Origin of the sequence: Enterobacter sp. GER_MD16_1505_Eko_090, assembly GCF_003331015.1 — a bacterium.
Lineage (GTDB): Bacteria > Pseudomonadota > Gammaproteobacteria > Enterobacterales > Enterobacteriaceae > Enterobacter > Enterobacter roggenkampii.
The window spans coordinates 430,668-453,809 of record NZ_PUQF01000001.1 but is presented as its reverse complement, the minus strand read 5'-3'; the positions used below and the strand labels follow the sequence as shown (position 1 = coordinate 453,809).

The 23,142-nt window shown below is 59.4% G+C and carries 22 protein-coding genes; 8 read left to right on the top strand and 14 right to left on the bottom strand.

From position 1 onward, the window contains the following. Positions 1-483 precede the first annotated feature (483 nt). Positions 484-1,206, top strand: coding sequence for an ABC transporter ATP-binding protein (locus tag C6A40_RS02160; RefSeq protein ID WP_008501137.1), 723 nt, complete (start codon positions 484-486; stop codon positions 1,204-1,206). Here C6A40_RS02160 and bioD read toward each other — a convergent pair. From bioD to bioB, 4 genes are read right to left on the bottom strand one after another with little or no spacing between them, the layout of a single operon-like run. Beyond that, the gene (gene bioD, locus C6A40_RS02155) at positions 1,169-1,870 is read right to left on the bottom strand and encodes a dethiobiotin synthase (protein ID WP_072204952.1); all 702 of its coding nucleotides are present in this window, start codon (positions 1,868-1,870) and stop codon (positions 1,169-1,171) included. The genes C6A40_RS02160 and bioD overlap by 38 nt on opposite strands. Further along, positions 1,863-2,618 carry a malonyl-ACP O-methyltransferase BioC gene (bioC, locus tag C6A40_RS02150; RefSeq protein ID WP_045336678.1) on the bottom strand — a complete coding sequence of 252 codons (756 nt, stop codon included), beginning with the start codon at positions 2,616-2,618 and terminating at the stop codon, positions 1,863-1,865. Before bioC ends, bioD begins: the two co-directional genes overlap by 8 nt. Continuing rightward, on the bottom strand, positions 2,602-3,759 hold the full coding sequence (gene bioF / locus C6A40_RS02145; protein ID WP_045336676.1) for an 8-amino-7-oxononanoate synthase: 1,158 nt from the start codon (positions 3,757-3,759) through the stop codon (positions 2,602-2,604). The genes bioC and bioF overlap by 17 nt, the downstream gene beginning before the upstream one ends. Beyond that, the gene (bioB, locus tag C6A40_RS02140) at positions 3,756-4,796 is read right to left on the bottom strand and encodes a biotin synthase BioB (RefSeq protein ID WP_008501133.1); all 1,041 of its coding nucleotides are present in this window, start codon (positions 4,794-4,796) and stop codon (positions 3,756-3,758) included. The genes bioF and bioB overlap by 4 nt, the downstream gene beginning before the upstream one ends. Before the next feature lie 86 nt (positions 4,797-4,882). Here bioB and bioA point away from each other — a divergent pair, with 86 nt between their 5' ends. Then, a complete protein-coding gene (gene bioA, locus C6A40_RS02135; RefSeq protein ID WP_072204953.1) occupies positions 4,883-6,172 on the top strand; it encodes an adenosylmethionine--8-amino-7-oxononanoate transaminase in 1,290 nt (429 codons plus the stop codon). 48 nt (positions 6,173-6,220) lie between these two features. Next, a complete protein-coding gene (locus C6A40_RS02130; protein ID WP_021240999.1) occupies positions 6,221-6,697 on the top strand; it encodes a kinase inhibitor in 477 nt (158 codons plus the stop codon). Positions 6,698-6,782: 85 nt separating this feature from the next. On the opposite strand, the gene hutH is transcribed toward C6A40_RS02130, so the two are convergent. From hutH to hutI, 5 genes are all read right to left on the bottom strand, one after another. Further along, on the bottom strand, positions 6,783-8,303 hold the full coding sequence (hutH, locus tag C6A40_RS02125) for a histidine ammonia-lyase (protein ID WP_023326936.1): 1,521 nt from the start codon (positions 8,301-8,303) through the stop codon (positions 6,783-6,785). After that, positions 8,300-9,988, bottom strand: coding sequence for a urocanate hydratase (hutU, locus tag C6A40_RS02120; RefSeq protein ID WP_114191228.1), 1,689 nt, complete (start codon positions 9,986-9,988; stop codon positions 8,300-8,302). The genes hutH and hutU overlap by 4 nt, the downstream gene beginning before the upstream one ends. Before the next feature lie 126 nt (positions 9,989-10,114). Beyond that, positions 10,115-10,849: a histidine utilization repressor gene (locus C6A40_RS02115; protein ID WP_008501127.1), complete on the bottom strand. Its 735-nt coding sequence runs from the start codon at positions 10,847-10,849 to the stop codon at positions 10,115-10,117. A 19-nt stretch (positions 10,850-10,868) separates the two neighbouring features. After that, on the bottom strand, positions 10,869-11,807 hold the full coding sequence (hutG, locus tag C6A40_RS02110) for a formimidoylglutamase (RefSeq protein WP_045336670.1): 939 nt from the start codon (positions 11,805-11,807) through the stop codon (positions 10,869-10,871). Continuing rightward, the gene (gene hutI, locus C6A40_RS02105) at positions 11,804-13,027 is read right to left on the bottom strand and encodes an imidazolonepropionase (RefSeq protein ID WP_045336668.1); all 1,224 of its coding nucleotides are present in this window, start codon (positions 13,025-13,027) and stop codon (positions 11,804-11,806) included. The genes hutG and hutI overlap by 4 nt, the downstream gene beginning before the upstream one ends. Positions 13,028-13,251: 224 nt before the next feature. On the opposite strand from hutI, the gene C6A40_RS02100 reads away from it, so the two are divergent. After that, positions 13,252-14,535, top strand: coding sequence for a putative acyl-CoA thioester hydrolase (locus C6A40_RS02100; RefSeq protein ID WP_045336666.1), 1,284 nt, complete (start codon positions 13,252-13,254; stop codon positions 14,533-14,535). Positions 14,536-14,658: 123 nt separating this feature from the next. Here C6A40_RS02100 and pgl read toward each other — a convergent pair whose 3' ends face one another. After that, positions 14,659-15,654: a 6-phosphogluconolactonase gene (gene pgl, locus C6A40_RS02095; RefSeq protein WP_045336664.1), complete on the bottom strand. Its 996-nt coding sequence runs from the start codon at positions 15,652-15,654 to the stop codon at positions 14,659-14,661. A gap of 140 nt (positions 15,655-15,794) precedes the next feature. On the opposite strand from pgl, the gene C6A40_RS02090 reads away from it, so the two are divergent. Next, a complete protein-coding gene (locus tag C6A40_RS02090) occupies positions 15,795-16,613 on the top strand; it encodes a pyridoxal phosphatase (RefSeq protein ID WP_008501122.1) in 819 nt (272 codons plus the stop codon). Here the strand turns inward: C6A40_RS02090 and modC are convergent, their stop codons facing one another. The 4 genes from modC to C6A40_RS02070 all read right to left on the bottom strand — a co-directional run bounded on the left by modC (position 16,614) and on the right by C6A40_RS02070 (position 19,465). Then, complete coding sequence (gene modC, locus C6A40_RS02085) at positions 16,614-17,672, bottom strand: molybdenum ABC transporter ATP-binding protein ModC (RefSeq protein WP_008501121.1); 1,059 nt, start codon at positions 17,670-17,672, stop codon at positions 16,614-16,616. 2 nt (positions 17,673-17,674) lie between these two features. Then, a complete protein-coding gene (modB, locus tag C6A40_RS02080) occupies positions 17,675-18,364 on the bottom strand; it encodes a molybdate ABC transporter permease subunit (RefSeq protein WP_023326931.1) in 690 nt (229 codons plus the stop codon). Next, positions 18,364-19,137 (bottom strand): molybdate ABC transporter substrate-binding protein, encoded by a 774-nt coding sequence (gene modA / locus C6A40_RS02075; RefSeq protein ID WP_045336662.1) that lies wholly within the window; start codon positions 19,135-19,137, stop codon positions 18,364-18,366. Before modA ends, modB begins: the two co-directional genes overlap by 1 nt. Before the next feature lie 178 nt (positions 19,138-19,315). Next, positions 19,316-19,465: an AcrZ family multidrug efflux pump-associated protein gene (locus tag C6A40_RS02070; RefSeq protein WP_008501118.1), complete on the bottom strand. Its 150-nt coding sequence runs from the start codon at positions 19,463-19,465 to the stop codon at positions 19,316-19,318. Between the two features lie 127 nt (positions 19,466-19,592). Here C6A40_RS02070 and modE point away from each other — a divergent pair, with 127 nt between their 5' ends. From modE to galE, 3 genes are all read left to right on the top strand, one after another. Next, complete coding sequence (gene modE / locus C6A40_RS02065; RefSeq protein ID WP_045336659.1) at positions 19,593-20,381, top strand: molybdenum-dependent transcriptional regulator; 789 nt, start codon at positions 19,593-19,595, stop codon at positions 20,379-20,381. A gap of 67 nt (positions 20,382-20,448) precedes the next feature. After that, complete coding sequence (gene modF, locus C6A40_RS02060; RefSeq protein ID WP_045336657.1) at positions 20,449-21,921, top strand: molybdate ABC transporter ATP-binding protein ModF; 1,473 nt, start codon at positions 20,449-20,451, stop codon at positions 21,919-21,921. A gap of 201 nt (positions 21,922-22,122) precedes the next feature. Next, positions 22,123-23,139, top strand: coding sequence for a UDP-glucose 4-epimerase GalE (gene galE / locus C6A40_RS02055; protein ID WP_008501115.1), 1,017 nt, complete (start codon positions 22,123-22,125; stop codon positions 23,137-23,139). Positions 23,140-23,142 lie beyond the last annotated feature (3 nt).

Sequence of the window (23,142 nt, the reverse complement as noted above, 5' to 3'; positions counted from 1 at the left end):
ACGGGAATTGATTTTATCTAACCAATTAAAAAATAAACGATATTTTCTAAAGCCGCGTTTCGCGTCAATTTGGGCGTAAGCCGCGTCTTCTCTCGCTTATCGCGTGTTTTCTAACTCTAATGCACATGGTTATCCACAGGAATAGTGGATAACTGCTTCCAGCCCATACAGACTGGCGCTCTGCAAATTCCCGGATTTTCCCACGAGGCGGCAGCAAAAAATTTTTATAGCTCTTTTTTGCTGATTAACAGTCGCGTCATTCATAACCAACTGACGAGATCTTGCTCACATTTCCATCATTTCTGGCTCTGCACCACAACTCAACACCGTCGGCACCGTCGATGTGCAATCCCCCTTTTTATCCCCCGCGCTTCTGTGACTTATTCCTAAAAAAGACGCTTTTTTAATCACTTTCCGCTTTATGGCAGGGGTTTTGCAGTTTAACAACGAGCCACACCTACACACATTTTTAAGGAGAGAAAGATGTTGAGCCTGCGTGCAGTGAATCAGTTTTACGGAAGTCAACATACGCTATGGAATGTGGATTTAGATTTTCCGCAAGGGATGTGTACAGGCGTCGTTGGCCTGCCGGGGATGGGGAAAACCACCCTCATGAATTGCATCGCCGGGAAAGTGCCCGTCGAAAGCGGCAGCATCATCTGGTATGAGGCGGGCGCGCCGCCGCGCGATTTGCTCAATCCGCCGCCAGAACAGCGTTCCGGGCCGGGAATAGGCTATGTCTCGCAGGACAGGCGGATCTTCTCCCAGCTCACGATTGAGGAGAACCTGCATATCGCCATGCGGGCGACGGGGAAACCGAACCCGGAGGCGAAAAATGACGTTTACGACCTGTTCCCGGCGCTCTATGCCTTGCGACGAACCCGCGCCAACACGCTCTCTCCGGACGACCAGTATCAGCTGGCGCTGGCTAATGCGCTGGTGAACCGCCCTCACCTGCTGATCCTGGATGAACCGCTGCACGGCGCGGGGCACAGCGTTGCCCAGAAGCTGGTGCAGCTGCTGGGGCGCTTAAACCGGGAGTTAGGGATGACGGTGCTGTTAGCCGAGCAGCAGCTGTCGTTTATCCGCCGGGTGGCGGACCGTTTCTGTCTGCTCTATCGCGGGCGTAACGTGGCGCAGGGCCACGTTAACGAACTGGATGACGAGCTTATCGCTCACTGGATGTCGCGGGAAGCAAAACGCTGAGATCGAGATAACGTCCGATTTCGGCATTTTCTGCGCCGTCAGCCAGCCAGGGAATTTCCCCGAGGCACGGCGCGGGAAGGACGCGCCTGAGCGTCGCCAGATACGCCTGATGGCGTTTACCCGGCGCAACCACGTCGTTGGCTATCCAGCCCGCCAGACGCAGCCCTGCCTGCTGTACGGCCTGTGCGGTCAACATGGCGTGATTGATGCAGCCCAGCTTGACGCCGACGACAAGAATGACCGGAAGCTGCTCGGCCTGCACCCAGTCAGCAAACGTCTGCGTGTCTGAAAGCGGCGTAAACCAGCCGCCGGCCCCTTCCACCAGCACCCAGTCGGCCTGTCTTTCCAGCGTCCGCAATCCGGCGGACAGCACGGCGAAATCAATCGGACGGCCTTCATCAGCGCTGATAATGTGCGGCGAGGTCGGCTCGGCAAAGGTGTACGGATTCACTGCAGAATAGGCGAGTTCACGCGTGCTGTTACGCTGGAGCGCCAGCGCGTCGGTGTTGCGTAACCCTTCCGCCGTCATCTCGCTGCCGGACGCCACGGGCTTATACCCGGCGGTGTTTTTCCCGAGCAGCCGTGCCGCCTGCAGCAATGCCGTGCTGGCAACCGTTTTGCCCACTTCTGTGTCCGTGCCGGTGACAAAATAACGTTCAGTCACGTTCGATAACCCCATGAAAAAGTTGATAGGAGAGCGGGAAATGCCCCCGCTGCTGCGGCCAGGCCAGCTCAAGGCGCTGCAGCTGCCCCCGGGTAAGCGGTTTTTTCTCGCGTCCGGTATGCAGGTGCGTGGCGCCGATGCCCTTCAGCGAACGCATGGCGCTGAACGCATCGCTAAAATTGAGCGTGATGGTCTGCACCGTGCTGCGATAGCGCCAGCCTGCCAGCGCCTGCGTCACCTGCTCATGCGATAAAAACCGGTTAGCGTGCGGCTGTTCATCCACCGCTTTCCAGGCCTGATTCAGCTCCGGCAGCGAACTTTCCAGCAGGGTGGTAAAGGCCACCTTCCCGCCCGGCCGCGCCACGCGATAAAGCTCGCGCAGGGCCTGCGGCAGGCTGCTGCACCACTGAACCGCCAGATGGCTCCAGACCAGATCGAACTGCGCGTCCGCCAGCGGGATCGCCTCGATATCGGCCAGCAGATAACGATCTGCCGCCTGCCGCTGGCGTGCCTCTTCCAGCATCCGGGCTGAGAGATCGATAGCCGTCACCTGGCTTCCCGCCCCGCGCCAGTAGCGGCTGTTGCTGCCGGGACCACACCCGGCGTCCAGCACCTGTGGAAAACCGTTCTCGCCAAGGGCGGCCAGAAGCCCCTGCGCGCTCAGACGCTGCAGCTCATCATGCTGCGAATAGCTCTGCGCGGCGCGGCCAAATGCGGCAGCGATGGCCTGCTTATTCACCGGCATCATGGAGCGCCTCCAGCAACGTCTCAATATCCTGTGCTTCATGCGCCGCCGTCAGGGTTAAGCGCAGCCGCGCCGTGCCCGGTGGGACGGTGGGCGGGCGGATGGCCGTGACCCACATGTCGCGCTGGCGCAGCGCCTGTGCCAGTGCCAGCGCGCGGGCATTTTCACCGACAATCACCGGCTGGATAGCGCTCTGCGAGTCGGGACTGTGGAAAGGCAGCGCCGCGAGTCCCTGACGGAAGCGCGCAATATGCTCTGCCAGCCGCTGGCGACGCTCATCTCCTTCCGCGCTGCGTATCACCGCCAGCGACGCCGACAGCGCTACGGCCTGCGCCGGGGGCATGCTGGTGCTGTAAATCAGGTGTCGGGCAAACTGCAGCAGATAGTCGGCGACGGATTCGCTGCACAGCACGGCGGCCCCGCTGACGCCAAAGCCTTTGCCGAAGGTGACAATCAACAGCTCCGGCTTCACGTTTTGCTGGTATGCGCTCCCGCGCCCTTCGTCGCCCATCACGCCAGTGCCGTGGGCATCGTCCACCAGCAGCCAGGCATGCTGCCGCTTTGCGGCCTCGTGCAGCGCGGCAAGCGGCGCGCTGTCGCCGTCCATGCTGAACACCCCTTCCGTGACCGCCAGCTGTTGTCCGTCGCAGGGTTTATCCAGCAGCGCAGCAAGCTGCCCCGCATCGTTATGGGCAAAACGCCGCAGCTGCGCCGGGCTTAAATTTGCCGCCTCCAGCAGGGAGGCGTGGCTCAGGCGGTCGGCGACAATGCGATCGTCCTTGCCCATCAGGGCCGTGATGACCGCCTGGTTGGCGGCAAACCCAGAGATAAACAGCAGCGCGCGCGGGTAGCCCAGCCAGTCGGCAAGCGCCTCTTCCAGCGCCTGATGCGCCGTGGTGTATCCGCTGACGTGTCCCGATCCGCCGCTGCCCACGCCAAACCGCTCCGCGCCCTGCTGCCAGGCGCGGATAATGGCCGGATGCTGGCTCAGCCCGAGATAGTCGTTGCTGGAGAAATTGCAGAACTGCTGGCCTTCACGGGTAAGAAAACGGCCCGCGCCGTTTTCCACCACCCTGCGAACGCGAAATGCCTTTGCCGCCCGACGCTCGTCGAGCGCAGAGTTGATACGTGCCTGCCAGGTCATACAGCTGCCGCGTTGTAGAACTGGTCGGTGTCGGCGTTAAAAATCTGCTGCTCCAGCTGCTGCTGTTGCTCGTTATCGCCCGTCAGCACCTCGGTCTGGTGCGGGTTCAGCCCCAGCTTGCGGAACAGCTGAACGTCTTTGTCCTCTTCCGGGTTCGGCGTGGTCAGCAGCTTGCAGCCGTAGAAGATGGAGTTGGCTCCGGCCATAAAGCACATCGCCTGGGTCTGCTCGTTCATCTGCTCGCGGCCCGCTGAGAGGCGAACGTAAGACGTCGGCATCATGATGCGCGCCACCGCGATGGTGCGGATAAAATCAAACGCATCCACGTCCTCGTTATCCGCCAGCGGCGTGCCCTTAACCTTCACCAGCATGTTGATCGGCACGCTTTCCGGCGGGGTCGGCAGGTTCGCCAGCTGCAGCAGGAGGCCCGCGCGGTCTTTCACCGTCTCGCCTAAGCCCACGATGCCGCCGGAGCAGACCTTGATCCCCGCGTCACGCACCTTATCCAGCGTATCCAGACGCTCCTGGTAGGTACGCGTGGTGATGATGTTGCCGTAAAATTCCGGCGAGGTGTCGAGGTTGTGGTTGTAGTAGTCCAGCCCCGCCGCCGAGAGGCGCTGCGCCTGCTCCTCGTTGAGCGTGCCGAGGGTCATGCAGGCTTCGAGGCCCATCTCCTTCACGCCCTTCACCATCTGCTCCAGGTACGGCATGTCGCGATCGTGCGGGTTCTTCCACGCCGCGCCCATGCAGAAGCGGGTTGAACCGGCGTTTTTGGCCTTGCGCGCGGAGTCGAGGACCTGCTCGACCTCCATCAGGCGTTCTGACTCCAGGCCGGTTTTGTAGCGCGCGCTCTGCGGGCAATATTTGCAGTCTTCGGGGCAGGCGCCGGTCTTGATCGACAGCAGCGTGCTGACCTGAACATGGCGGGGATCGAAGTGCTGACGATGCACCTGTTGGGCTTCGAACATCAGCTCAAGGAAAGGTTTGTTGAATAATTCAGTAACTTGCGACATCGTCCAGCGTGCGTGGTGAGCCATCGGGCTTCTCCAAAGGGTTTTGTTAATTTTCGGTTCGGTTTATACTCGTAAACCTAAAACTTTTCAAAATGGTTTACAAGTCGATTATGACCCAGGACGATCTCGCCTTCGACAAGCAGCATATCTGGCACCCTTACACCTCCACCACCCGCCCCCTTCCCGTCTATCCGGTGGCCTCCGCCCACGGCTGCGAGCTGCACCTCGCCAGCGGCGAGCGGCTCGTTGACGGGATGTCCTCCTGGTGGGCGGCCATTCACGGGTACAACCACCCGCGCCTGAACGCGGCGATGAAGACGCAGATTGACCAGATGTCGCACGTGATGTTTGGCGGGCTCACCCACCAGCCCGCGGTGGATTTATGCCGTCGCCTGGTGGCGATGACGCCTGACTCGCTGGAGTGCGTGTTCCTGGCGGATTCCGGCTCCGTGGCGGTGGAAGTGGCGATGAAAATGGCGCTGCAGTACTGGCACGCTAAAGGCGAAACGCGCCAGCGTTTCCTCACCTTCCGCAACGGCTATCACGGGGATACCTTCGGGGCGATGTCGGTGTGCGATCCGGATAACTCCATGCACAGCCTGTGGAAGGGGTATCTGCCGGAAAACCTGTTCGCCCCTGCGCCGCAGAGCCGCTTCGACGGCGAGTGGAACGAGATGGACATGGTCGGCTTCGCGCGGCTGATGGCGGCACATCGCCATGAGATCGCCGCCGTCATTCTTGAACCGATCGTGCAGGGCGCGGGCGGTATGCGGATGTACCATCCGGAATGGCTGAGGCGTATTCGCAGGATGTGCGACCGCGAGGGCATTCTGCTGATTGCCGATGAGATCGCCACCGGCTTTGGCCGCACCGGCAAGCTGTTTGCCTGCGAACATGCGGGTATCGCGCCGGATATTCTGTGCCTCGGTAAAGCGCTGACCGGCGGCACCATGACGCTCTCCGCCACGCTCACGACCCGCCAGGTGGCCGACACCATCAGCGACGGTGAAGCCGGCTGCTTTATGCACGGCCCGACGTTTATGGGTAACCCGCTGGCCTGCGCCGTGGCGAGTGAAAGCCTTGCGATTCTGGAGAGCGGCGAGTGGCAGACGCAGGTTGCGGCGATAGAAGCGCAGCTGAAATCGGAGCTGAGCGCCGCCTCGGGCGCGAATTTCGTGGCGGACGTGCGCGTGCTGGGCGCCATCGGGGTGATTGAAACCACCCATCCGGTGAATATGGCGGCGCTGCAGCGCTTCTTCGTGGACCAGGGCGTGTGGGTCCGGCCTTTCGGCAAGCTTATCTATCTGATGCCGCCGTACAGCATCACGCCAGAGCAGCTTCGAAAATTAACCGACGCGGTTGTAACAGCCGTTAACATTCCCGCGCATTTCACGATTTAACCCAATGCATTACACTTGCTGAACGAGCGATCAACGAGGGTAAACCGTATGAAAATCATCAGTAAAGATCTGCGCGACGGTGAAAAGCTGCCGGAACGGCACGTTTTCAACGGCATGGGGTATCAGGGCGATAACATCTCCCCGCACCTGGCGTGGGACGAGGTTCCGGCAGGCACCAAAAGCTTTGTCGTGACCTGCTATGACCCGGATGCGCCAACCGGTTCCGGATGGTGGCACTGGATCGTGGCGAACCTGCCTGCCGACACGCGCGTGCTGCCGCAGGGTTCCGGTTCAGACCTGGTTGCCCTGCCTGAAGGTGCCATTCAGACGCGTACTGACTTCGGTAAAGCGGGCTACGGCGGCGCGGCGCCACCAAAAGGGGAAACCCACCGCTATATCTTCACGGTGCACGCGCTGGACGTGGAGAGAATTGAGGTCGATGAAGGCGCGAGCGGCGCGATGGTCGGGTTTAACGTGCATTTCCATTCCCTGGGGAGCGCGTCGATAACGGCGATGTATTCGTAAAAAAAGCCGGGTGGCGGCTACGCCTTACCCGGCCTGGATTTCGAACTCGTAGGCCCGGTAAGCGCAGCGCCACCGGGCAAAAAAATCACAGCACCGAAGGTAACAGCCCCACCAGCCGCCCTTCTTCCAGAAGCTGCATCGCCTTATCAATATCCGGGGCAAAAAAGCGGTCATCATCGTAATGCGTGACGTGCTCGCGCAGCACCTGGCGCGCCTGCTCCAGCAGCGGGCTGGATTTAAGCCCTTCACGCAGATCGATACCCTGACTTGCCGCCAGCCATTCCACCGCCAGCACGCCGCGGGTGTTGGAGGCCATCTCCCACAGACGACGCCCGGCAGCCGGTGCCATCGAAACGTGATCTTCCTGGTTTGCAGACGTTGGCAGGCTGTCCACGCTGTGCGGGTGCGACAGCGCCTTGTTCTCGCTTGCCAGCGCTGCGGCCGTCACCTGAGCAATCATAAAGCCCGAGTTGACCCCGCCGTTACGCACCAGGAACGGTGGCAGCTGGGACATATGTTTATCCATCATCAGCGCGATGCGGCGCTCGGACAACGCGCCGACTTCGGCAATCGCCAGCGCGATATTATCCGCCGCCATTGCCACCGGCTCGGCGTGGAAATTACCGCCGGAGACCACCTCGTTTTCCTGGGCGAACACCAGCGGGTTATCGGACACCGCGTTGGCCTCCACCAGCAGCACCTCCGCCGCCTGGCGCAGCTGCGTCAGGCACGCGCCCATCACCTGCGGCTGGCAGCGCAGGGAATACGGATCCTGCACCTTCTCACAGTTGTGGTGTGACTCCGCGATCTCGCTGGTGTCGGTAAGCACGTGACGGTACATCGCGGCGGCATCAATCTGTCCCCGCTGACCGCGCACCTCGTGGATGCGGGCATCGAACGGGCGACGCGAGCCCAGCACCGCTTCGGTGGTCAGCGCACCGCACACCACCGCCGAGGCAAACAGATCTTCCGCTTCAAACAGGCCGCGCAGCGCGAAGGCGGTCGATGCCTGAGTGCCGTTCAGCAACGCCAGCCCCTCTTTCGCCGCCAGCGTGATCGGCGTTAAGCCGGCTTTTTTCAGCGCCTCTTTCGCAGGCAGCCACTCGCCCTGCCAGCGCGCTTTGCCTTCGCCCAGCAGCAGCAGCGACATGTGCGCCAGCGGCGCGAGATCGCCGGAGGCACCGACGGAGCCCTTCGCCGGGATCCACGGATAGACCTCCGCATTCACCAGCGCCATCAGCGCCTGAATCACGCTCAGGCGAATGCCCGAGAAACCGCGCGCCAGGCTGTTGATTTTGAGCACCATCATCAGACGGACAATCTCATCGTCCAGCGGCTGACCGACGCCCGCCGCGTGCGACAGCACCAGCGAACGCTGCAGATTTTCCAGATCGTGCGTCGCGATGCGGGTCTGCGCCAGCAGCCCAAAGCCGGTATTAATCCCGTAAGCCGTGCGCCCTTCGGCAACGATGGCTTCAACGCAGGCCACGCTGTCGTTAATGGCGGCGTGGGCGCTTTCATCAAGCGACAGGGTGACCGGCTGACGCCAGACGTTACGCAGCTGCTTGAGCGTCAGTGAGCCGGGAGTGAGTGTTAACGCGTTCATTCATGCTTTCCTTGTGTGGCAGGGATCATCGGCAGGTTAAGTCCCTGCTCTTTGGCACAGTCAATGGCAATCTCGTAACCCGCATCCGCGTGACGCATCACGCCGGTGGCCGGGTCGTTGTGGAGCACGCGGGCGATACGCGCGGCGGCTTCATCGGTACCGTCGCAGACGATGACCATCCCGGAATGCTGGGAGAAGCCCATTCCCACGCCGCCGCCGTGGTGCAGCGACACCCAGGTCGCGCCGCTGGCGGTATTCAGCAGGGCGTTCAGCAATGGCCAGTCGGAGACCGCGTCCGAGCCGTCGCGCATGGCTTCGGTTTCGCGGTTCGGGCTGGCAACGGAGCCGGAGTCCAGGTGGTCGCGGCCAATCACAATCGGCGCGGAGACTTCACCGCTGCGCACCATTTCGTTAAAGGCGAGGCCGAGTTTTTGACGCCACTCCAGCCCTACCCAGCAGATACGCGCCGGCAGGCCCTGGAAGTTAATGCGCTCGCGGGCCATGTCCAGCCAGTGGTGAAGATGCTCGTCATCCGCGACGATCGCCTTCACTTTGGCGTCGGTTTTGTAGATATCCTCCGGGTCGCCGGACAGGGCAACCCAGCGGAACGGTCCGATGCCGCGGCAGAACAGCGGGCGGATATAGGCCGGGACGAAGCCGGGGAAGTCGAAGGCGTTACTCACGCCCATCTCTTTCGCCATCTGGCGAATGTTGTTGCCGTAGTCAAAGGTCGGAATGCCCATCTGGCTGAAGGCCAGCATCGCAGAGACGTGTTCCGCCATGGAGCGTTTCGCGGCAAGCACCGTGCCTTCCGGGTCGGTCTCCGCTTTTTGCTGATAGTCTTCCCACGACCAGCCTTTCGGCAGGTAGCCGTGCAGCGGATCGTGGGCGCTGGTCTGGTCGGTGACCAGATCCGGGCGCACGCCGCGGGCGACGAGTTCAGGAAGAATGTCCGCCGCGTTGCCGCACAGGGCAATCGACGCCGCTTTGCCTTCGGACGTGTACTTTTTAATGCGCGCCAGCGCGTCATCGAGATTCTCGGCCTGTTCGTCGACGTAACGGGTGCGCAGTCGGAAATCAATGCGGCTCTGCTGGCACTCAATGTTCAGCGAACACGCGCCGGCCAGCGTGGCGGCCAGCGGCTGCGCGCCGCCCATCCCGCCGAGACCGGCGGTCAATACCCAGCGGCCTTTCAGCGAGCCGTTGTAGTGCTGGCGACCGGCCTCCACGAAGGTTTCGTAGGTGCCCTGCACGATCCCCTGGCTGCCGATGTAGATCCAGCTCCCGGCGGTCATCTGGCCATACATCGCCAGCCCTTTCGCGTCGAGTTCGTTGAAGTGTTCCCAGGTGGCCCAGTGCGGCACGAGGTTAGAGTTGGCGATCAGCACGCGCGGGGCGTTTTTGTGGGTTTTAAACACGCCAACCGGCTTGCCGGACTGCACCAGCAGGGTTTCGTCGTTTTCGAGTTCGGTCAGTGCCTTAACAATGGCGTCATAGCATTCCCAGTTGCGCGCGGCGCGGCCAATGCCGCCGTAGACCACCAGCTCGTGGGGGTTTTCCGCCACCTCAGGATCAAGGTTGTTCATCAACATGCGCAGCGGGGCTTCGGTGAGCCAGCTTTTGGCGGTAAGGGTGGTGCCGCGCGCGGCGCGGACGTCCTGCTGGCGGTATTTACCTGACGACATTGTGTGCTCCTATACGGGACAGATGATGCATTTAGATATACTTGTATAGACAAGCACACACAAGGTCAGATTTAACAAAAAAGATACAATTTTGTTATATTGCGTTAGCGATCACGCTTATAAAACTTATGACATAAAGTGGCCCTGCAGCCGGTAACGGTTCCCCGGGAAAAGCAGCCGGGCATGTGACACGATGTGCGATGAGGACCAGGTTCGACGGCGGATCAGCAGGCACGGGTCGTGCTCTTTAATGCGCAGCCGTTCGCACTCCTGCGGCGTGGCGCGCACGGCTTCCACAATGTGCTCCCCTTCCGTCAGCGGTGCGACGAGCGAGAGATAGGCGTGCGGCGTGGTCTGGGTGTAATCCTGATTCAGATAGTCCGGTATCCGTTCAGCGTTCACGCAGCGATCTTCAATCTGCACCGGAATGTCGTTCTCAAAATGCACCATCACCGAGTGGAAGATGCGGCTGCCTTCTTTAACATTCAGCTCTACCGCCTGCTCGGCGCTGGCCTGGGTCTCTTCGAGCACCAGCACCTCACAGCGGTGCTGATGATTACGCGCGGCAATCTCGTCCGCAATGCTGCGGATTTCAAACAGGGCGGACTGCCCTTTCGGCTCCGCCACAAACGTCCCGACGCCCTGCAGGCGCACCAGAAGCCCTTCGTCGGTCAGCTCGCGCAGCGCCCGGTTGATGGTCATCCGGCTAAAGCCAAACTGCGCCACCAGATCGGCCTCCGAGGGAATGCGGTCGTGCGGCCGCCAGACGCCGGTGGCGATTTTTTCGCTGATCGCCTGCTTCACCTTTTCGTAGAAAGGCGCGGGAGGGCTCGACGGCGGCAGGGGTGAGCGTGAAAACATCGTGACTCCTTGAATAGTGTTATGCCCACCAGTGAGCAATTTGCCAGGCCAGACGGGCGGCAAGCTTTGCGCCCTGCCCGTCCCGATCGAACTGCGGGTTAAACTCTACCAGATCGGCGGCCTGTAGCTTACCGCTACGGCAGATTTGTTCGATAACGGGGAGGAGATCCAGTGCCGGTATGCCTAACGCAGCCGGAGCGGAAACGGCAGGCATTTCGCTGGCGGGCAGGACGTCCAGATCGATTGTCAGGTAGACGCGATCGGCCTGGGCCAGCACCTTTTCCAGCGCGGATAGCGCATCGCGCCTGAAATGGAGATCCTCCACCAGCGTGACGTTCAGGCGTTCAGCCTCATCCCACAGCGCCTGCGTGTTCGCCGCCCGGCTCACGCCAAAGCAGGCGTACTGAAATGCCCGCCCGCGCTCATCGCAGTAGTGCGCCAGCTGGCGAAACGGCGTGCCGGACGTCGCCCGGTCGGCCTTGCGCAGATCGAGATGGGCATCCAGGTTGATAATGACAACCCGCTCGTTCGGGAAGGCGTCCAGCACGCCGCGACCGTGCGCCCACGCGGTTTCGTGTCCGCCGCCAAAGACCAGCGTTCGCATCCCGGAGCGCTGGCAGGCTGTCACGGCATCGCTTAACGCCTGCTGTGCCGCTTCCAGGTCGTCACCTTCAACGTAAACCGACCCCATATCCGCCAGCCGCTCGTGTCCCGGATGGCTTGCCATATTTGCCAGCGCCTTGCGCAGCACATCAGGCGCCTGCACGGCGCCGGGCCTGCCCTGATTGCGTTTTACCCCTGCATCACATTCAAAGCCTATCAGCGCAATGCCGGATGCCAGCGGCGTGAACGCCCCCTGCTGCCGTATCGTCTGGAAAATACGCGTTGCGTTGCTGGCCTCGGCGCTGTCGTCGCGCCCCTGCCAGACCGTTTCGGCGACGGGCCGCCATAACCTCATACTGCCTCCCCACGGAAAATACGTTGATACAGCGGATTGCGTCCCGGCTCGTAGACCATCTCTACCGGATGATGCGCATCCCAGACGATAAAATCAGCGACAAACCCGGCTCGTAGCTGTCCGTGGGTTTCCCCGCGGCCCAGCGCCTGCGCGGCATGGCGCGTGACGCCAGCCCAGGCTTCCTCGGGCGTCAGGCCAAACTGGACGCAGGCCATGTTCATCGCCAGGTGCAGGCTGGCAAACGGGCTGGTGCCGGGGTTATAGTCGGTGGCGACCGCCATTGGCACGCCGTGTTTTCTGAGCTGTTCCACCGGCGGACGCTGGCGCTCCTGCAGAAAATAGAACGCGCCGGGCAACAGGACCGCAACCGTGCCGCTTTGCGCCATCGCCTGAACGCCTGCGTCGTCAAGATATTCGATATGATCGGCTGAGCGTCCTTCATACCGGCTGACCAGCGCCGCACCGCCCTGATTCGACAGCTGCTCGACGTGCCCTTTCACCGGAATACCGAGCGCGGTCGCCGCCTTGAAGAGGCGCTCGGTTTGCGACGGGGTAAAGCCGACGTTTTCACAGAACACGTCGACCGCTTCAAACAACTCTTTTTGCCACAGCGTGGGCAATATCTGATCGCAGACCAGCGTGAGGTAGGCATCCGGATCCTGTCGGTATTCCGGCGGAACGGCATGGGCCGCCAGCAGCGTTGGGCTGATATCGATCGGATTATTGAGGCTCAGCTGGCGTGCGACCTGCAGCATTTTCTCTTCGGCCTCGGCATTGAGGCCGTATCCCGATTTGATTTCAATCGTGGTCACGCCTTCATTCATCAGACGCTGAAGCCGCTGCTGTGCCAGATTAAGCAGGGTTTCGGGTGAACTGCTGCGCGTCGCCGTCACGGTCGCGTTAATCCCGCCCCCCTGGGCGCTGATGGTTTGATAAGAGACACCGTTCAGACGCTGCTCCCACTCCGCCGCGCGATCGCCGCCAAACACCAGGTGGGTATGGCAGTCAATCAGGCCCGGGGTGACCAGACGACCCTGAAGATCGACACAGTGAGTGTGTCCGGCCGGAATGTCAGATTCAGGGATCACGGCAAGGATAGTTTGACCCCGTATAACCAGGGCGTGATGATCTTTCAGTCCATAGGGCGCACGGACGTCCGGCGCCATCGTAGCCAGTCGCGCATTTCGCCATATCACATCGTCAGGATGAATCTGCTGCATGGGCTTTCCACTTGTCATGGGTTGTATAGACATTTATTTTCATCTGTTGTCTGCTGTCAACCGACTTTGCGGAAAATGTTATTTATTTGTGATCACTTACCCGCCGCTCCAGGGCTAAAAATGCAACTTTTACCCTTTTTATCTTCCCGTTTCGCTCAACTTAGTATAAAAAAGCAGGCTATTTCGTCTATCCCGTAAAGACTTGCATACCCAGGAGCTTCACCTTGAACATTTCCAGGATTTCCCGTCTGGCGTTAGCGCTCGCCTTTGGCGTGACCTTATCCGCATGCAGTTCAACCCCACCGGATCAGCGCCCTTCTGAGCAGGTCGCGCCCGGTACCGCCTCCCGCCCGATTTTGTCCGCTGATGAAGCGAAGAACTTCGACCGTGCGCACTACTTCTCGTCGATGGATCCTAACGCTGCGCCGTGGACCCCGTCTTCGATTAACCTGCCGAAACAGCCTGACTTCGTGGTTGGCCCGGCAGGTGCGCAGGGCGTAACGCATACCTCTATTCAGGCTGCGGTAGATGCTGCCATCACGAAACACAGCGCGTCTCGCCAGTACATCGCGATCCTGCCAGGCGAATATGAAGGCACCGTGTATGTTCCGGCGGCACCGGGCAGCCTTACGCTTTACGGTCTGGGCGAAAAAGCAATCGACGTAAAAATTGGCCTGGCGATCGATTCTGAAATCGACAGCAACACCTGGCGTCACCTGGTGAACCCGGCCGGTAAATATATGCCGGGCAAACCGGCGTGGTACATGTTTGATAACTGCCAGAGCAAGCGTTCCGCCACCGTTGGCGTGATGTGCTCAGCGGTATTCTGGTCCCAGAATAACGGTCTGCAGCTGCAGAACCTGACCATCCAGAATACCCTGGGCGACAGCGTTGACGCCGGTAACCACCAGGCCGTCGCGCTGCGCAGCGATGGCGATAAGGTGCAGATTAACAACGTCAACATTCTGGGTCGTCAGAACACCTTCTTCGTGACCAACAGCGGCGTGCAGAACACCCTGCAGAATAACCGTCTGACCCGTACGCTGGTAACCAACAGCTACGTTGAAGGTGACGTGGATCTGGTCTCCGGCCGCGGCGCGGTGGTATTTGATAACACCGATTTCCGCGTGGTGAACTCACGTACCCAGCAGGAAGGTTACGTGTTTGCTCCGGCAACCCCGTCGAACCTCTTCTTCGGCTTCCTGGCCGTGAACAGCCGCTTTAACGCTGCCGGTGACGGCGTGGCGCAGCTGGGACGCTCCCTGGACGTGGACGCGGCGACCAACGGTCAGGTTGTGATCCGCGACAGCGTGATCAACGAAGGCTTCAACATGGCGAAGCCGTGGGCGGATGCGGCGATCTCTAAACGTCCGTTCTCCGGCAATACCGGTGCGGTGGACGATAAAGGGAACGTGCAGCGCAACCTGAACGACGCTAGCTTCAACCGCATGTGGGAGTACAACAACCGCGGTCTGGGTAGCAAAGTGGTTGCTGAGCCGAAGCAGTAAGCTGTCCTTTTGCCGGGTGGCGGCTTTGCCTTACCCGGCCTACAGGTTATGTAAGCCCGGTAAACGCACTGCCACCGGGCATAAAAAAACCTCGCATTCGCGAGGTTTTTTGTTTTAAGCCGCTTAGTGAGCGTTAACCACCACCCACATCGGCCCCTGGCCTACGGCGTAGCGCCCTTTCTCTTCCAGCAGCCCCTGCTCGCCTTTGATTTCATACAGCGCGATATGGTGGGATTTCTGCCCCGCCGCAATCAGGTATTTGCCGCTGTGATCGATATTAAAGCCGCGCGGCTGGGTTTCCGTCGGCTGGAAGCCTTCAATCGCCAGCACGCTGCCGTCTTCAGAAACGCTAAACACGGTGATCAGGCTGGAGGTGCGGTCACAGGCGTACAGATGGCGGCCATTTGGCGTAATGTGAATATCCGCCGCCCAGCGGGTGTCGGAGAAATCAGACTGCATCATGTCCAGCGTCTGCACGCACTCAATCTGACCGTTTGGATCTTTCAGCTCCCATACGTCCACGGAGCTGTTCAGTTCGTTGACCACGTAGGCGTACTGCTGGTTCGGATGGAAGACCATATGACGCGGGCCCGCGCCTTCGACCGTCGTGACTTCAGCCGGATTCTGCGCCACCAGGTGACCATCGTCGCTCAGGGTGAACAGGCAGATACGATCCTGCTTCAGGGCAGGCACCCACAGCGTGCGGTTATCCGGAGAGATATTCGCCGAGTGGCAGCCTTCCAGCCCTTCCACCACATCCACGGTTTCGACCGGAATGCCATCTTCCAGACGCGTTACGCTGACGCAGCCCGCATTATACGAGCCGCTGAAGACAAAGTTGCCTTTACGATCGGTTGAGATATGGGTTGGACTGCCCGGCAGCGGCGCTTCGGCAGTGTAAGTCAGCGCGCCGTCGTCCGGAGAGATGCGATAGGCCAGCACGCGAAACTCCGGGCGCACACCCACGTACAAGAAACGTTTATCCGGGCTGATGACCATCGGCTGTACCTGGCCTGGCACATCAACAACCTGAACCAGCGTGAGTGTCCCTTCGGTATTTAAGCGCCAGACGTGGATCTGCTGGCTTTCAGGACTGGCGGTATAAACGGTTTGTTTCATGAATATTCACTCCTCACTGCGCATGAAAGTAATTAACTTTTGACGGTGAATGCTGAATTGTCGACAGGAATTTTGAAGCATTCGCCTCTCGGTGTACCATCCCATCAAAACGTAAATTCAATATTAACCCGGGAAAACAGATGACCTCGCGTGTGATTGCTCTGGATTTAGACGGTACCTTACTGACGCCGCAAAAAACCCTTCTCCCCTCCTCCCTTGAAGCGCTTAAACGCGCGCAGGAAGCGGGATATCAACTCCTTATCGTAACGGGTCGACATCACGTAGCCATTCACCCTTTTTATCAGGCACTGGCGTTAGATACACCTGCAATTTGTTGTAATGGCACTTATTTGTATGATTATCAGGCAAAAAAGGTTTTAGCCTCCGACCCGCTGCCGGTTCCCCAGGCGCTGCAACTGATTGATCTGCTGGATGAGCATGCCATTCACGGCCTGATGTATGTGGATAACGCAATGGTCTACGAGCGCCCTACCGGCCACGTGGTGCGCACCAGCAACTGGGCGTTGTCCCTGCCTGAAGCGCAGCGTCCGGTCTTTACCCAGGTTTCCTCCCTGCGTCAGGCAGCCCAGGACGTTGAGGCTATCTGGAAATTCGCCCTGACGGATGAAGACACGACCAAACTGAATACCTTCGCGAAGCACGTCGAGGAAACGCTGGGGCTGGAGTGCGAGTGGTCCTGGCACGATCAGGTGGATATTGCCCGCAAAGGCAACAGCAAAGGCAAGCGTCTGACGCAGTATGTGGAATCACAGGGCTGGTCAATGCAGGACGCGATCGCCTTCGGCGACAACTACAACGACATCAGCATGCTGGAAGCCGTCGGTACGGGCGTGGCGATGGGCAATGCCGACGACGCGGTAAAAGCGCGCGCTAACGTGGTGATTGGCGACAACACCACCGACAGCATCGCGCAGTATATTTATACCCACCTGCTGTAATCAGGCGGTGATCGAGACGCTCTTAATTTGCGCGTAAAGCCACAGGCCGGGTTTGATCCCTAACTCATCCCTGGCCCACGGGCTGATGCGCGCCCAGAGCGTTCGGCTTCCCACCTCGAGCTTCACTTCCACCTGGCCGTTATCATCAAAACACTCCGCGACTTTGGCGCGCAGGATATTTCGAATACTGGTTTGCAGCGGCGGCTGCAGCACCAGCGAGACGTCTGATGCCTGAATACGAATACGCAGCGCGGACTGCAACGGCTTGTCGATCTTATTGACCCACAGGTGCTGATCGCCCAGCGCCAGCGCCGTCATCGCGTAGTGCGGATGGTGTTCCAGCACGCTCACCTTCAGGATGCTGCTCTGCTGTTCCCGGGGTAACCACGGGTGCATTACGCTGCTGCCCCAGACCTCTTCCAGGTTGCCGAAGGCCTTGACGCTGCCCTCTTCCAGCACCAGCACTTTGTCGGCCAGATGGAGGATCTCATCCAGCGAATGGCTGACATAGAGCATCGGAATATTAATTTCTCGCGTCAGGCGCTGCAGGTAGGGCAGGAGCTCACGTTTGCGCGGAATATCCAGCGAGGCCAGCGGTTCGTCGAGCAGCAGCAGTTCGGGCGCGGTCAGCAACGCGCGGCCAATGGCCACGCGCTGTTTTTCTCCGCCGGAAAGCGACGAGGGCAGTCTGTCGAGCAGTGGCTCAATGCCTAAAAGCGTCACCAGCTTATCAAACTGTCCGGCCATGCTTTTCGCCATGCCGTAACGCAGGTTGCCGCGCACGCTGTAGTGCGGGAATAAGCGCGCGTCCTGGAAAACATAGCCAATGCGGCGTTTATCCGGCGTGAGATAAACCTTGTTTTCCACGTCGTTTAAGACGCGGTTATTCAATACAATCCGTCCTGACTGCGGGCGCGTCAGGCCGCTGATGGCATTTATCAGCGACGTTTTTCCCGCCCCCGAGACGCCGAAGATGGCGGTGATACCGCTTGCAGGCAGCGTCTCGTTAAGCGTCAGGGTATGGTTTCCCAGCGTCTGGGTGAAATTCAGTTCCAGCATGCTTATTTCCCCATCCGCTCGCGGCTCAGCCGCGCCAGCCATTCCGACACCAGCAGCGATACCAGGGCTAGTACGATTGAGATGATACACAGCCGCGCCGCCGCGCCCTCTCCGCCCGGCGTTTGAATCAGGGTATACATGGCCGACGGAATCGTTCGCGTCTCGCCGGGGATGTTCGAGACGAAGGTGATGGTCGCGCCAAACTCGCCCAGCGAGCGGGCGAACGCCAGTACCGTCCCGACAATAATGCCGGGTAACGTCAGGGGAAGCGTGATGGTGAAAAAGACGCGCCAGCGCCCGGCACCGAGCGTACGGGCCGCCTGTTCGAGCTTCATGTCCACGCCTTCCAGCGCGAGGCGGATCGCCCTCACCATCAGCGGGAATGACATTACCGCCGCCGCCAGTACCGCTCCGCGCCAGCTAAACGCAAAGGTCAGCCCAAACCAGTCGTAAAGTTTTTCGCCAATAAAACCGCGTCGCCCCATGGAAATTAACAGCAGATAACCGACCACCACGGGCGGCAACACGAGCGGAAGATGAAGCACGCTGTCGAGCAGCGCTTTGCCGGGAAACCGACAGCGAACCAGTAGCCAGGCAAAGAAGATCCCAAAGGGCAAACTCAGCGCAACCGCCAGGGAAGAGACTTTAAGGCTCAGCAGAACAGCCTGCCATTCAGGATCGGTCAATATCATCAGTGAGTCGTAAATCCGTAACGTTTAAAGATCGCGGACGCTTCCGGCCCCTTCAGATAATCGCGGAAGGCCGTCACGGTCGCATTTTTATGTCCATCAACAATCGCAACAGGATATTCCACTTTCTTGTGGGAGTCTTCCGGGAACGTTGCCACCACTTTCACACCCTTACTGGCAACGGCATCAGAGCCATACACAATGCCCAGCGGGGCTTCGTTGCGTTCCACCAGCGCCAGCGCGCCGCGGACATCTTCCGCCGGGGCCAGCTTCGGTGACAATGTCTCCCATGCGCCCAATTTTTGCAGCGCTTCTTTGGCGTAGATCCCGGCCGGAACGTGCTCCGGATCGCCCACCGCCAGACGCCCGCCGTTCAGCAGGCTTATCCAGTGGGTCTCTTTGTTGATGGTGAAGTCAGCCTGGGCGCTGGCTTTTGGCGCCACGACAACCAGGCTATTCCCCAGCAGCGTTTCGCGGGTTGCCGCATCAATCGCTTTTTTCTCCGCCGCGTAATCCATCCACTTCTGGTCAGCCGAGATGAACAGATCCGCCGGCGCGCCCGCTTCTATCTGGCGCGCGAGCGTCGAGGAAGAGGCAAACGAGGAGACCACCTCGACGTTTTTCTCTTTTTTATACGCCGCCGCGATATCCTGCAGCGCGTTAGTCAGCGACGCCGCCGCAAAGACCGTGATTTTACCGTCGTCCGCCAGCGCGTGTCCGGTAAGGGAAAGCGTCAGCGTTGCGCCTGCGAAAAGGCGTACCCAGGTACGTGCCATCTGTAACTCCTGTGAGTATCGTTATATACAAATTAATATAACGGTAACGTCAGGGAGATCCCAGCGTTTAATCGTACCGCTGAAGAGGTAAACCGGCGTGGTGCGTTAAAGAGTATCGGCGAAAATGGGAAAATCTTGAGAGCAAAACGCCCGGACAAGCCGGGCGTTTTGGGGGGAATCAATGCTGCTTTTTAGCCTGGTCTCTGTGACCAATGTTCGAAAAGACGTTGAACACTTCACCCAGGCCGTAGATGGCACCGAGGATGATGGCCATCACTACTGGTACCATGATCACGGCGAATACCAGACTTTTCAACAACTCTAACATGGTTTTCTCCAGATATTGTGAACAGCTTATTCTACCCTTTCAACTGAGAAAAACATCCCCTTTTGTGCGGTACCCTTTGCGCCCTGCACCATTTGGGTCACAATACCCTTTTTGCCAGGACACTGTTATGCAGGCCGAAATTCTTCTCACACTCCGACTTCAGCAAAAGCTTTTCGCCGATCCGCGACGTATCGCCCTGCTTAAACAAATAGAACAAACGGGCTCGATTAGCCAGGGGGCGAAAAACGCGGGCATCAGCTACAAAAGTGCCTGGGACGCCATCAACGACATGAACACCCTGAGCGAACAGCCGCTGGTGGACAGAGCCACGGGCGGCAAAGGCGGCGGCGGTGCAATCGTGACGCGTTATGGCCAGCGCCTTATTCAGCTTTACGATCTGCTGGCCCAGATTCAGCAAAAAGCGTTCGATGCGTTAAGCGATGACGATCACGTTCCGCTGGACAGTCTGCTGGCCGCCATTTCCCGCTTCTCGCTACAAACCAGCGCCCGCAACCAGTGGTTTGGTACGGTGACGGCGCGCGACAATCTGCAGATACAGCAGCATATTGAGATCCTGCTTGCCGATGGCACCACCCGTCTGAAGGCCGCCATAACGGCGCAAAGCGCGGAACGTCTTGAACTGGATGAAGGGAAAGAGGTGCTGGTGCTCCTGAAGGCGCCGTGGGTCAGTATTACACGCGATCCCGACGCGGCAAAGACAGCAGATAACCAGCTGCAGGGCACCATCAGCCTTATTGAACGCGGCCAGACGCAGTGCGAAGTGCAGATGACCCTGGCAGATGGACAGCCGCTTTGCGCGACCGTACCGCTCAGCGAGTCGGACAACTTAGAAGAAGGTGCTGCCGTCACCGCGTATTTCAACGCGGACCGGGTGATTATCGCCACTTTGTGCTGAGCACATTGACAATCGTACCGACAGTGCGTATCCCTGATATCTGGTGCTGCAAAAACAGGGATAAACCATGTCATCATTGCATATTTCGCAAGGCACGTTTCGTCTTAGCGATACCCGAACGCTGACGATTGCTGATTTGACGCTACGCGCGGGTGAAAGCTGGGCGTTTGTCGGCACAAACGGCAGCGGTAAATCCGCGCTGGCCCGCGCGCTGGCCGGAGAGCTCAACCTCCTCAAGGGCGAATACCAGAGCGACTTTACGCGCCTGACGCGCCTGTCGTTTGAACAACTGCAAAAGCTGGTCAGCGACGAGTGGCAGCGCAACAACACCGATTTGCTCAGCCCTGGCGAAGAGGATACCGGCCGTACGACGGCGGAAATTATTCAGGATGAAGTGAAGGATCCCGCCCGCTGCCAGCGCCTGGCAGAACAGTTCGGTATCACCCCTCTGCTGAACCGGCGCTTTAAATACCTTTCGACCGGCGAGACGCGAAAAACGCTGCTTTGTCAGGCGCTGATGAGCGAACCTGAACTGCTTATTCTGGACGAACCGTTCGACGGTCTTGACGTGCAGTCCCGGGCGCAGCTGGCGTCTCTGCTGGCGTCGCTTAATCAGCAGGGATATACCCTCGTGCTGGTGCTTAACCGTTTTGATGAAATTCCGGGCTTTATCCAGCACGCGGGCGTCCTGGCCGACTGTAACCTGACAGAGACCGGCGAAAAAACCGCGCTGCTTAAGCAGGCGCTGATTGCCCAGCTCGCGCACAGCGAACAGCTCGACGGTATTACCCTTCCGGAACCCGACGCCCCGTCGGCGCGCCACGCGCTTGATCCCCACCAGCCGCGCATCGTGCTGCGCGATGGGGTGGTCGCTTATGACGATCGCCCGATCCTTAATCACCTCAACTGGACGGTCAATCCAGGTGAGCACTGGCAGATTGTTGGCCCCAACGGCGCGGGAAAATCCACGCTGCTGAGCCTGATTACCGGCGATCATCCGCAGGGCTACAGCAACGACCTCACGCTGTTCGGTCGGCGTCGCGGCAGCGGCGAAACCATCTGGGATATCAAAAAACATATCGGCTACGTCAGCAGCAGCCTGCATCTGGATTACCGGGTCAGTACCACGGTACGCAACGTGATCCTCTCCGGGTATTTTGACTCCATCGGCATTTATCAGGCGGTGTCGGACAAACAGCACAAGCTGGCCCAGCAGTGGCTGGACATTCTGGGCATGGACAACCGGGTTGCTGACGCGCCGTTTCATAGTCTTTCGTGGGGGCAGCAGCGTCTGGCGCTGATCGTTCGCGCGCTGGTGAAACACCCTACGCTGCTGATCCTCGACGAACCGCTGCAGGGACTCGACCCGTTGAACCGCCAGCTTATCCGCCGCTTTGTGGATGTCCTGATTAGCGAAGGTGAAACGCAGCTGCTGTTCGTTTCACATCATGCCGAAGATGCCCCCTCCTGCATCACCCATCGCCTGGAGTTTGTTCCGGACGGTGAGCACTATTACTATCGGCAAAGCAAAATCGATTAATCCCCGGAGGGCACCGCCCTCCGTTTTTCAGATAACCTGCACTAATACATTGCTATCCCGTTGATCTACAATGCCCCACGGTAGCTGAAAATCGGATTTTAAAAACAGTGTAAACGATTCCACTATTTTATCCCATGTCACACTTTTCGCGTCTCTGTTATGCTATGGTTATTACATACCATAAGCCCAATGGAGCGAAATATGCGAGTTCTGGTAACAGGTGGTAGCGGTTACATCGGTAGTCATACCTGCGTGCAGCTGCTGCAAAACGGCCATGACGTCATCATTCTCGACAACCTGTGCAACAGTAAGCGCAGCGTGCTGCCTGTGATTGAACGTCTTGGCGGTAAACACCCGACGTTCGTGGAAGGCGACATCCGTAACGAAGCGCTGATGACCGAGATCCTTCACGACCACGCCATTGAAGCGGTGATCCACTTCGCGGGTCTGAAAGCGGTCGGTGAATCCGTTGCTAAGCCGCTTGAGTATTACGATAACAACGTCAACGGCACCCTGCGTCTAATTTCCGCCATGCGTGCGGCCAACGTCAAAAACTTCATCTTTAGCTCTTCCGCCACCGTCTACGGCGATCAGCCTAAAATCCCTTACGTTGAAAGCTTCCCGACCGGGACGCCGCAGAGCCCGTACGGCAAAAGCAAGCTGATGGTGGAGCAGATCCTGACCGACCTGCAAAAAGCCCAGCCGGAGTGGAGCATCGCGCTGCTGCGCTACTTCAACCCGGTCGGTGCGCATCCGTCTGGCGATATGGGGGAAGATCCGCAGGGCATTCCGAACAACCTGATGCCGTATATCGCCCAGGTGGCCGTAGGCCGCCGCGAGTCGCTGGCGATTTTTGGCAATGACTACCCGACCGAAGACGGCACCGGCGTGCGCGACTATATCCACGTGATGGATCTGGCCGACGGCCACGTTGCGGCCATGCAGCAGCTGGCGGATAAACCGGGCGTGCATATTTACAACCTCGGCGCTGGCGTCGGCAGCAGCGTGCTGGACGTGGTTAACGCCTTCAGCAAAGCCTGCGGCAAGCCGGTGAACTACCACTTCGCACCGCGTCGTGAGGGCGATCTGCCTGCTTACTGGGCCGACGCCACCAAAGCCGACAAAGAGCTTAACTGGCGTGTCACGCGCACGCTTGATGAAATGGCACAGGATACCTGGCACTGGCAGTCACGCCACCCGCAAGGCTATCCGGACTAAGGA

Excerpts from the sequence above, each read along its gene's own strand:
- C6A40_RS02160 (WP_008501137.1), top strand. The coding sequence starts at position 484 with ATGTTGAGCCTGCGTGCAGTGAATCAGTTTTACGGAAGTCAACATACG.
- bioC (WP_045336678.1), bottom strand. The coding sequence starts at position 2,618 with ATGATGCCGGTGAATAAGCAGGCCATCGCTGCCGCATTTGGCCGCGCC.
- bioF (WP_045336676.1), bottom strand. The coding sequence starts at position 3,759 with ATGACCTGGCAGGCACGTATCAACTCTGCGCTCGACGAGCGTCGGGCG.
- bioB (WP_008501133.1), bottom strand. The coding sequence starts at position 4,796 with ATGGCTCACCACGCACGCTGGACGATGTCGCAAGTTACTGAATTATTC.
- bioA (WP_072204953.1), top strand. The coding sequence starts at position 4,883 with ATGACCCAGGACGATCTCGCCTTCGACAAGCAGCATATCTGGCACCCT.
- C6A40_RS02130 (WP_021240999.1), top strand. The coding sequence starts at position 6,221 with ATGAAAATCATCAGTAAAGATCTGCGCGACGGTGAAAAGCTGCCGGAA.
- hutH (WP_023326936.1), bottom strand. The coding sequence starts at position 8,303 with ATGAACGCGTTAACACTCACTCCCGGCTCACTGACGCTCAAGCAGCTG.
- hutU (WP_114191228.1), bottom strand. The coding sequence starts at position 9,988 with ATGTCGTCAGGTAAATACCGCCAGCAGGACGTCCGCGCCGCGCGCGGC.
- C6A40_RS02115 (WP_008501127.1), bottom strand. The coding sequence starts at position 10,849 with ATGTTTTCACGCTCACCCCTGCCGCCGTCGAGCCCTCCCGCGCCTTTC.
- hutG (WP_045336670.1), bottom strand. The coding sequence starts at position 11,807 with ATGAGGTTATGGCGGCCCGTCGCCGAAACGGTCTGGCAGGGGCGCGAC.
- hutI (WP_045336668.1), bottom strand. The coding sequence starts at position 13,027 with ATGCAGCAGATTCATCCTGACGATGTGATATGGCGAAATGCGCGACTG.
- pgl (WP_045336664.1), bottom strand. The coding sequence starts at position 15,654 with ATGAAACAAACCGTTTATACCGCCAGTCCTGAAAGCCAGCAGATCCAC.
- C6A40_RS02090 (WP_008501122.1), top strand. The coding sequence starts at position 15,795 with ATGACCTCGCGTGTGATTGCTCTGGATTTAGACGGTACCTTACTGACG.
- modC (WP_008501121.1), bottom strand. The coding sequence starts at position 17,672 with ATGCTGGAACTGAATTTCACCCAGACGCTGGGAAACCATACCCTGACG.
- modB (WP_023326931.1), bottom strand. The coding sequence starts at position 18,364 with ATGATATTGACCGATCCTGAATGGCAGGCTGTTCTGCTGAGCCTTAAA.
- modA (WP_045336662.1), bottom strand. The coding sequence starts at position 19,137 with ATGGCACGTACCTGGGTACGCCTTTTCGCAGGCGCAACGCTGACGCTT.
- C6A40_RS02070 (WP_008501118.1), bottom strand. The coding sequence starts at position 19,465 with ATGTTAGAGTTGTTGAAAAGTCTGGTATTCGCCGTGATCATGGTACCA.
- modE (WP_045336659.1), top strand. The coding sequence starts at position 19,593 with ATGCAGGCCGAAATTCTTCTCACACTCCGACTTCAGCAAAAGCTTTTC.
- modF (WP_045336657.1), top strand. The coding sequence starts at position 20,449 with ATGTCATCATTGCATATTTCGCAAGGCACGTTTCGTCTTAGCGATACC.
- galE (WP_008501115.1), top strand. The coding sequence starts at position 22,123 with ATGCGAGTTCTGGTAACAGGTGGTAGCGGTTACATCGGTAGTCATACC.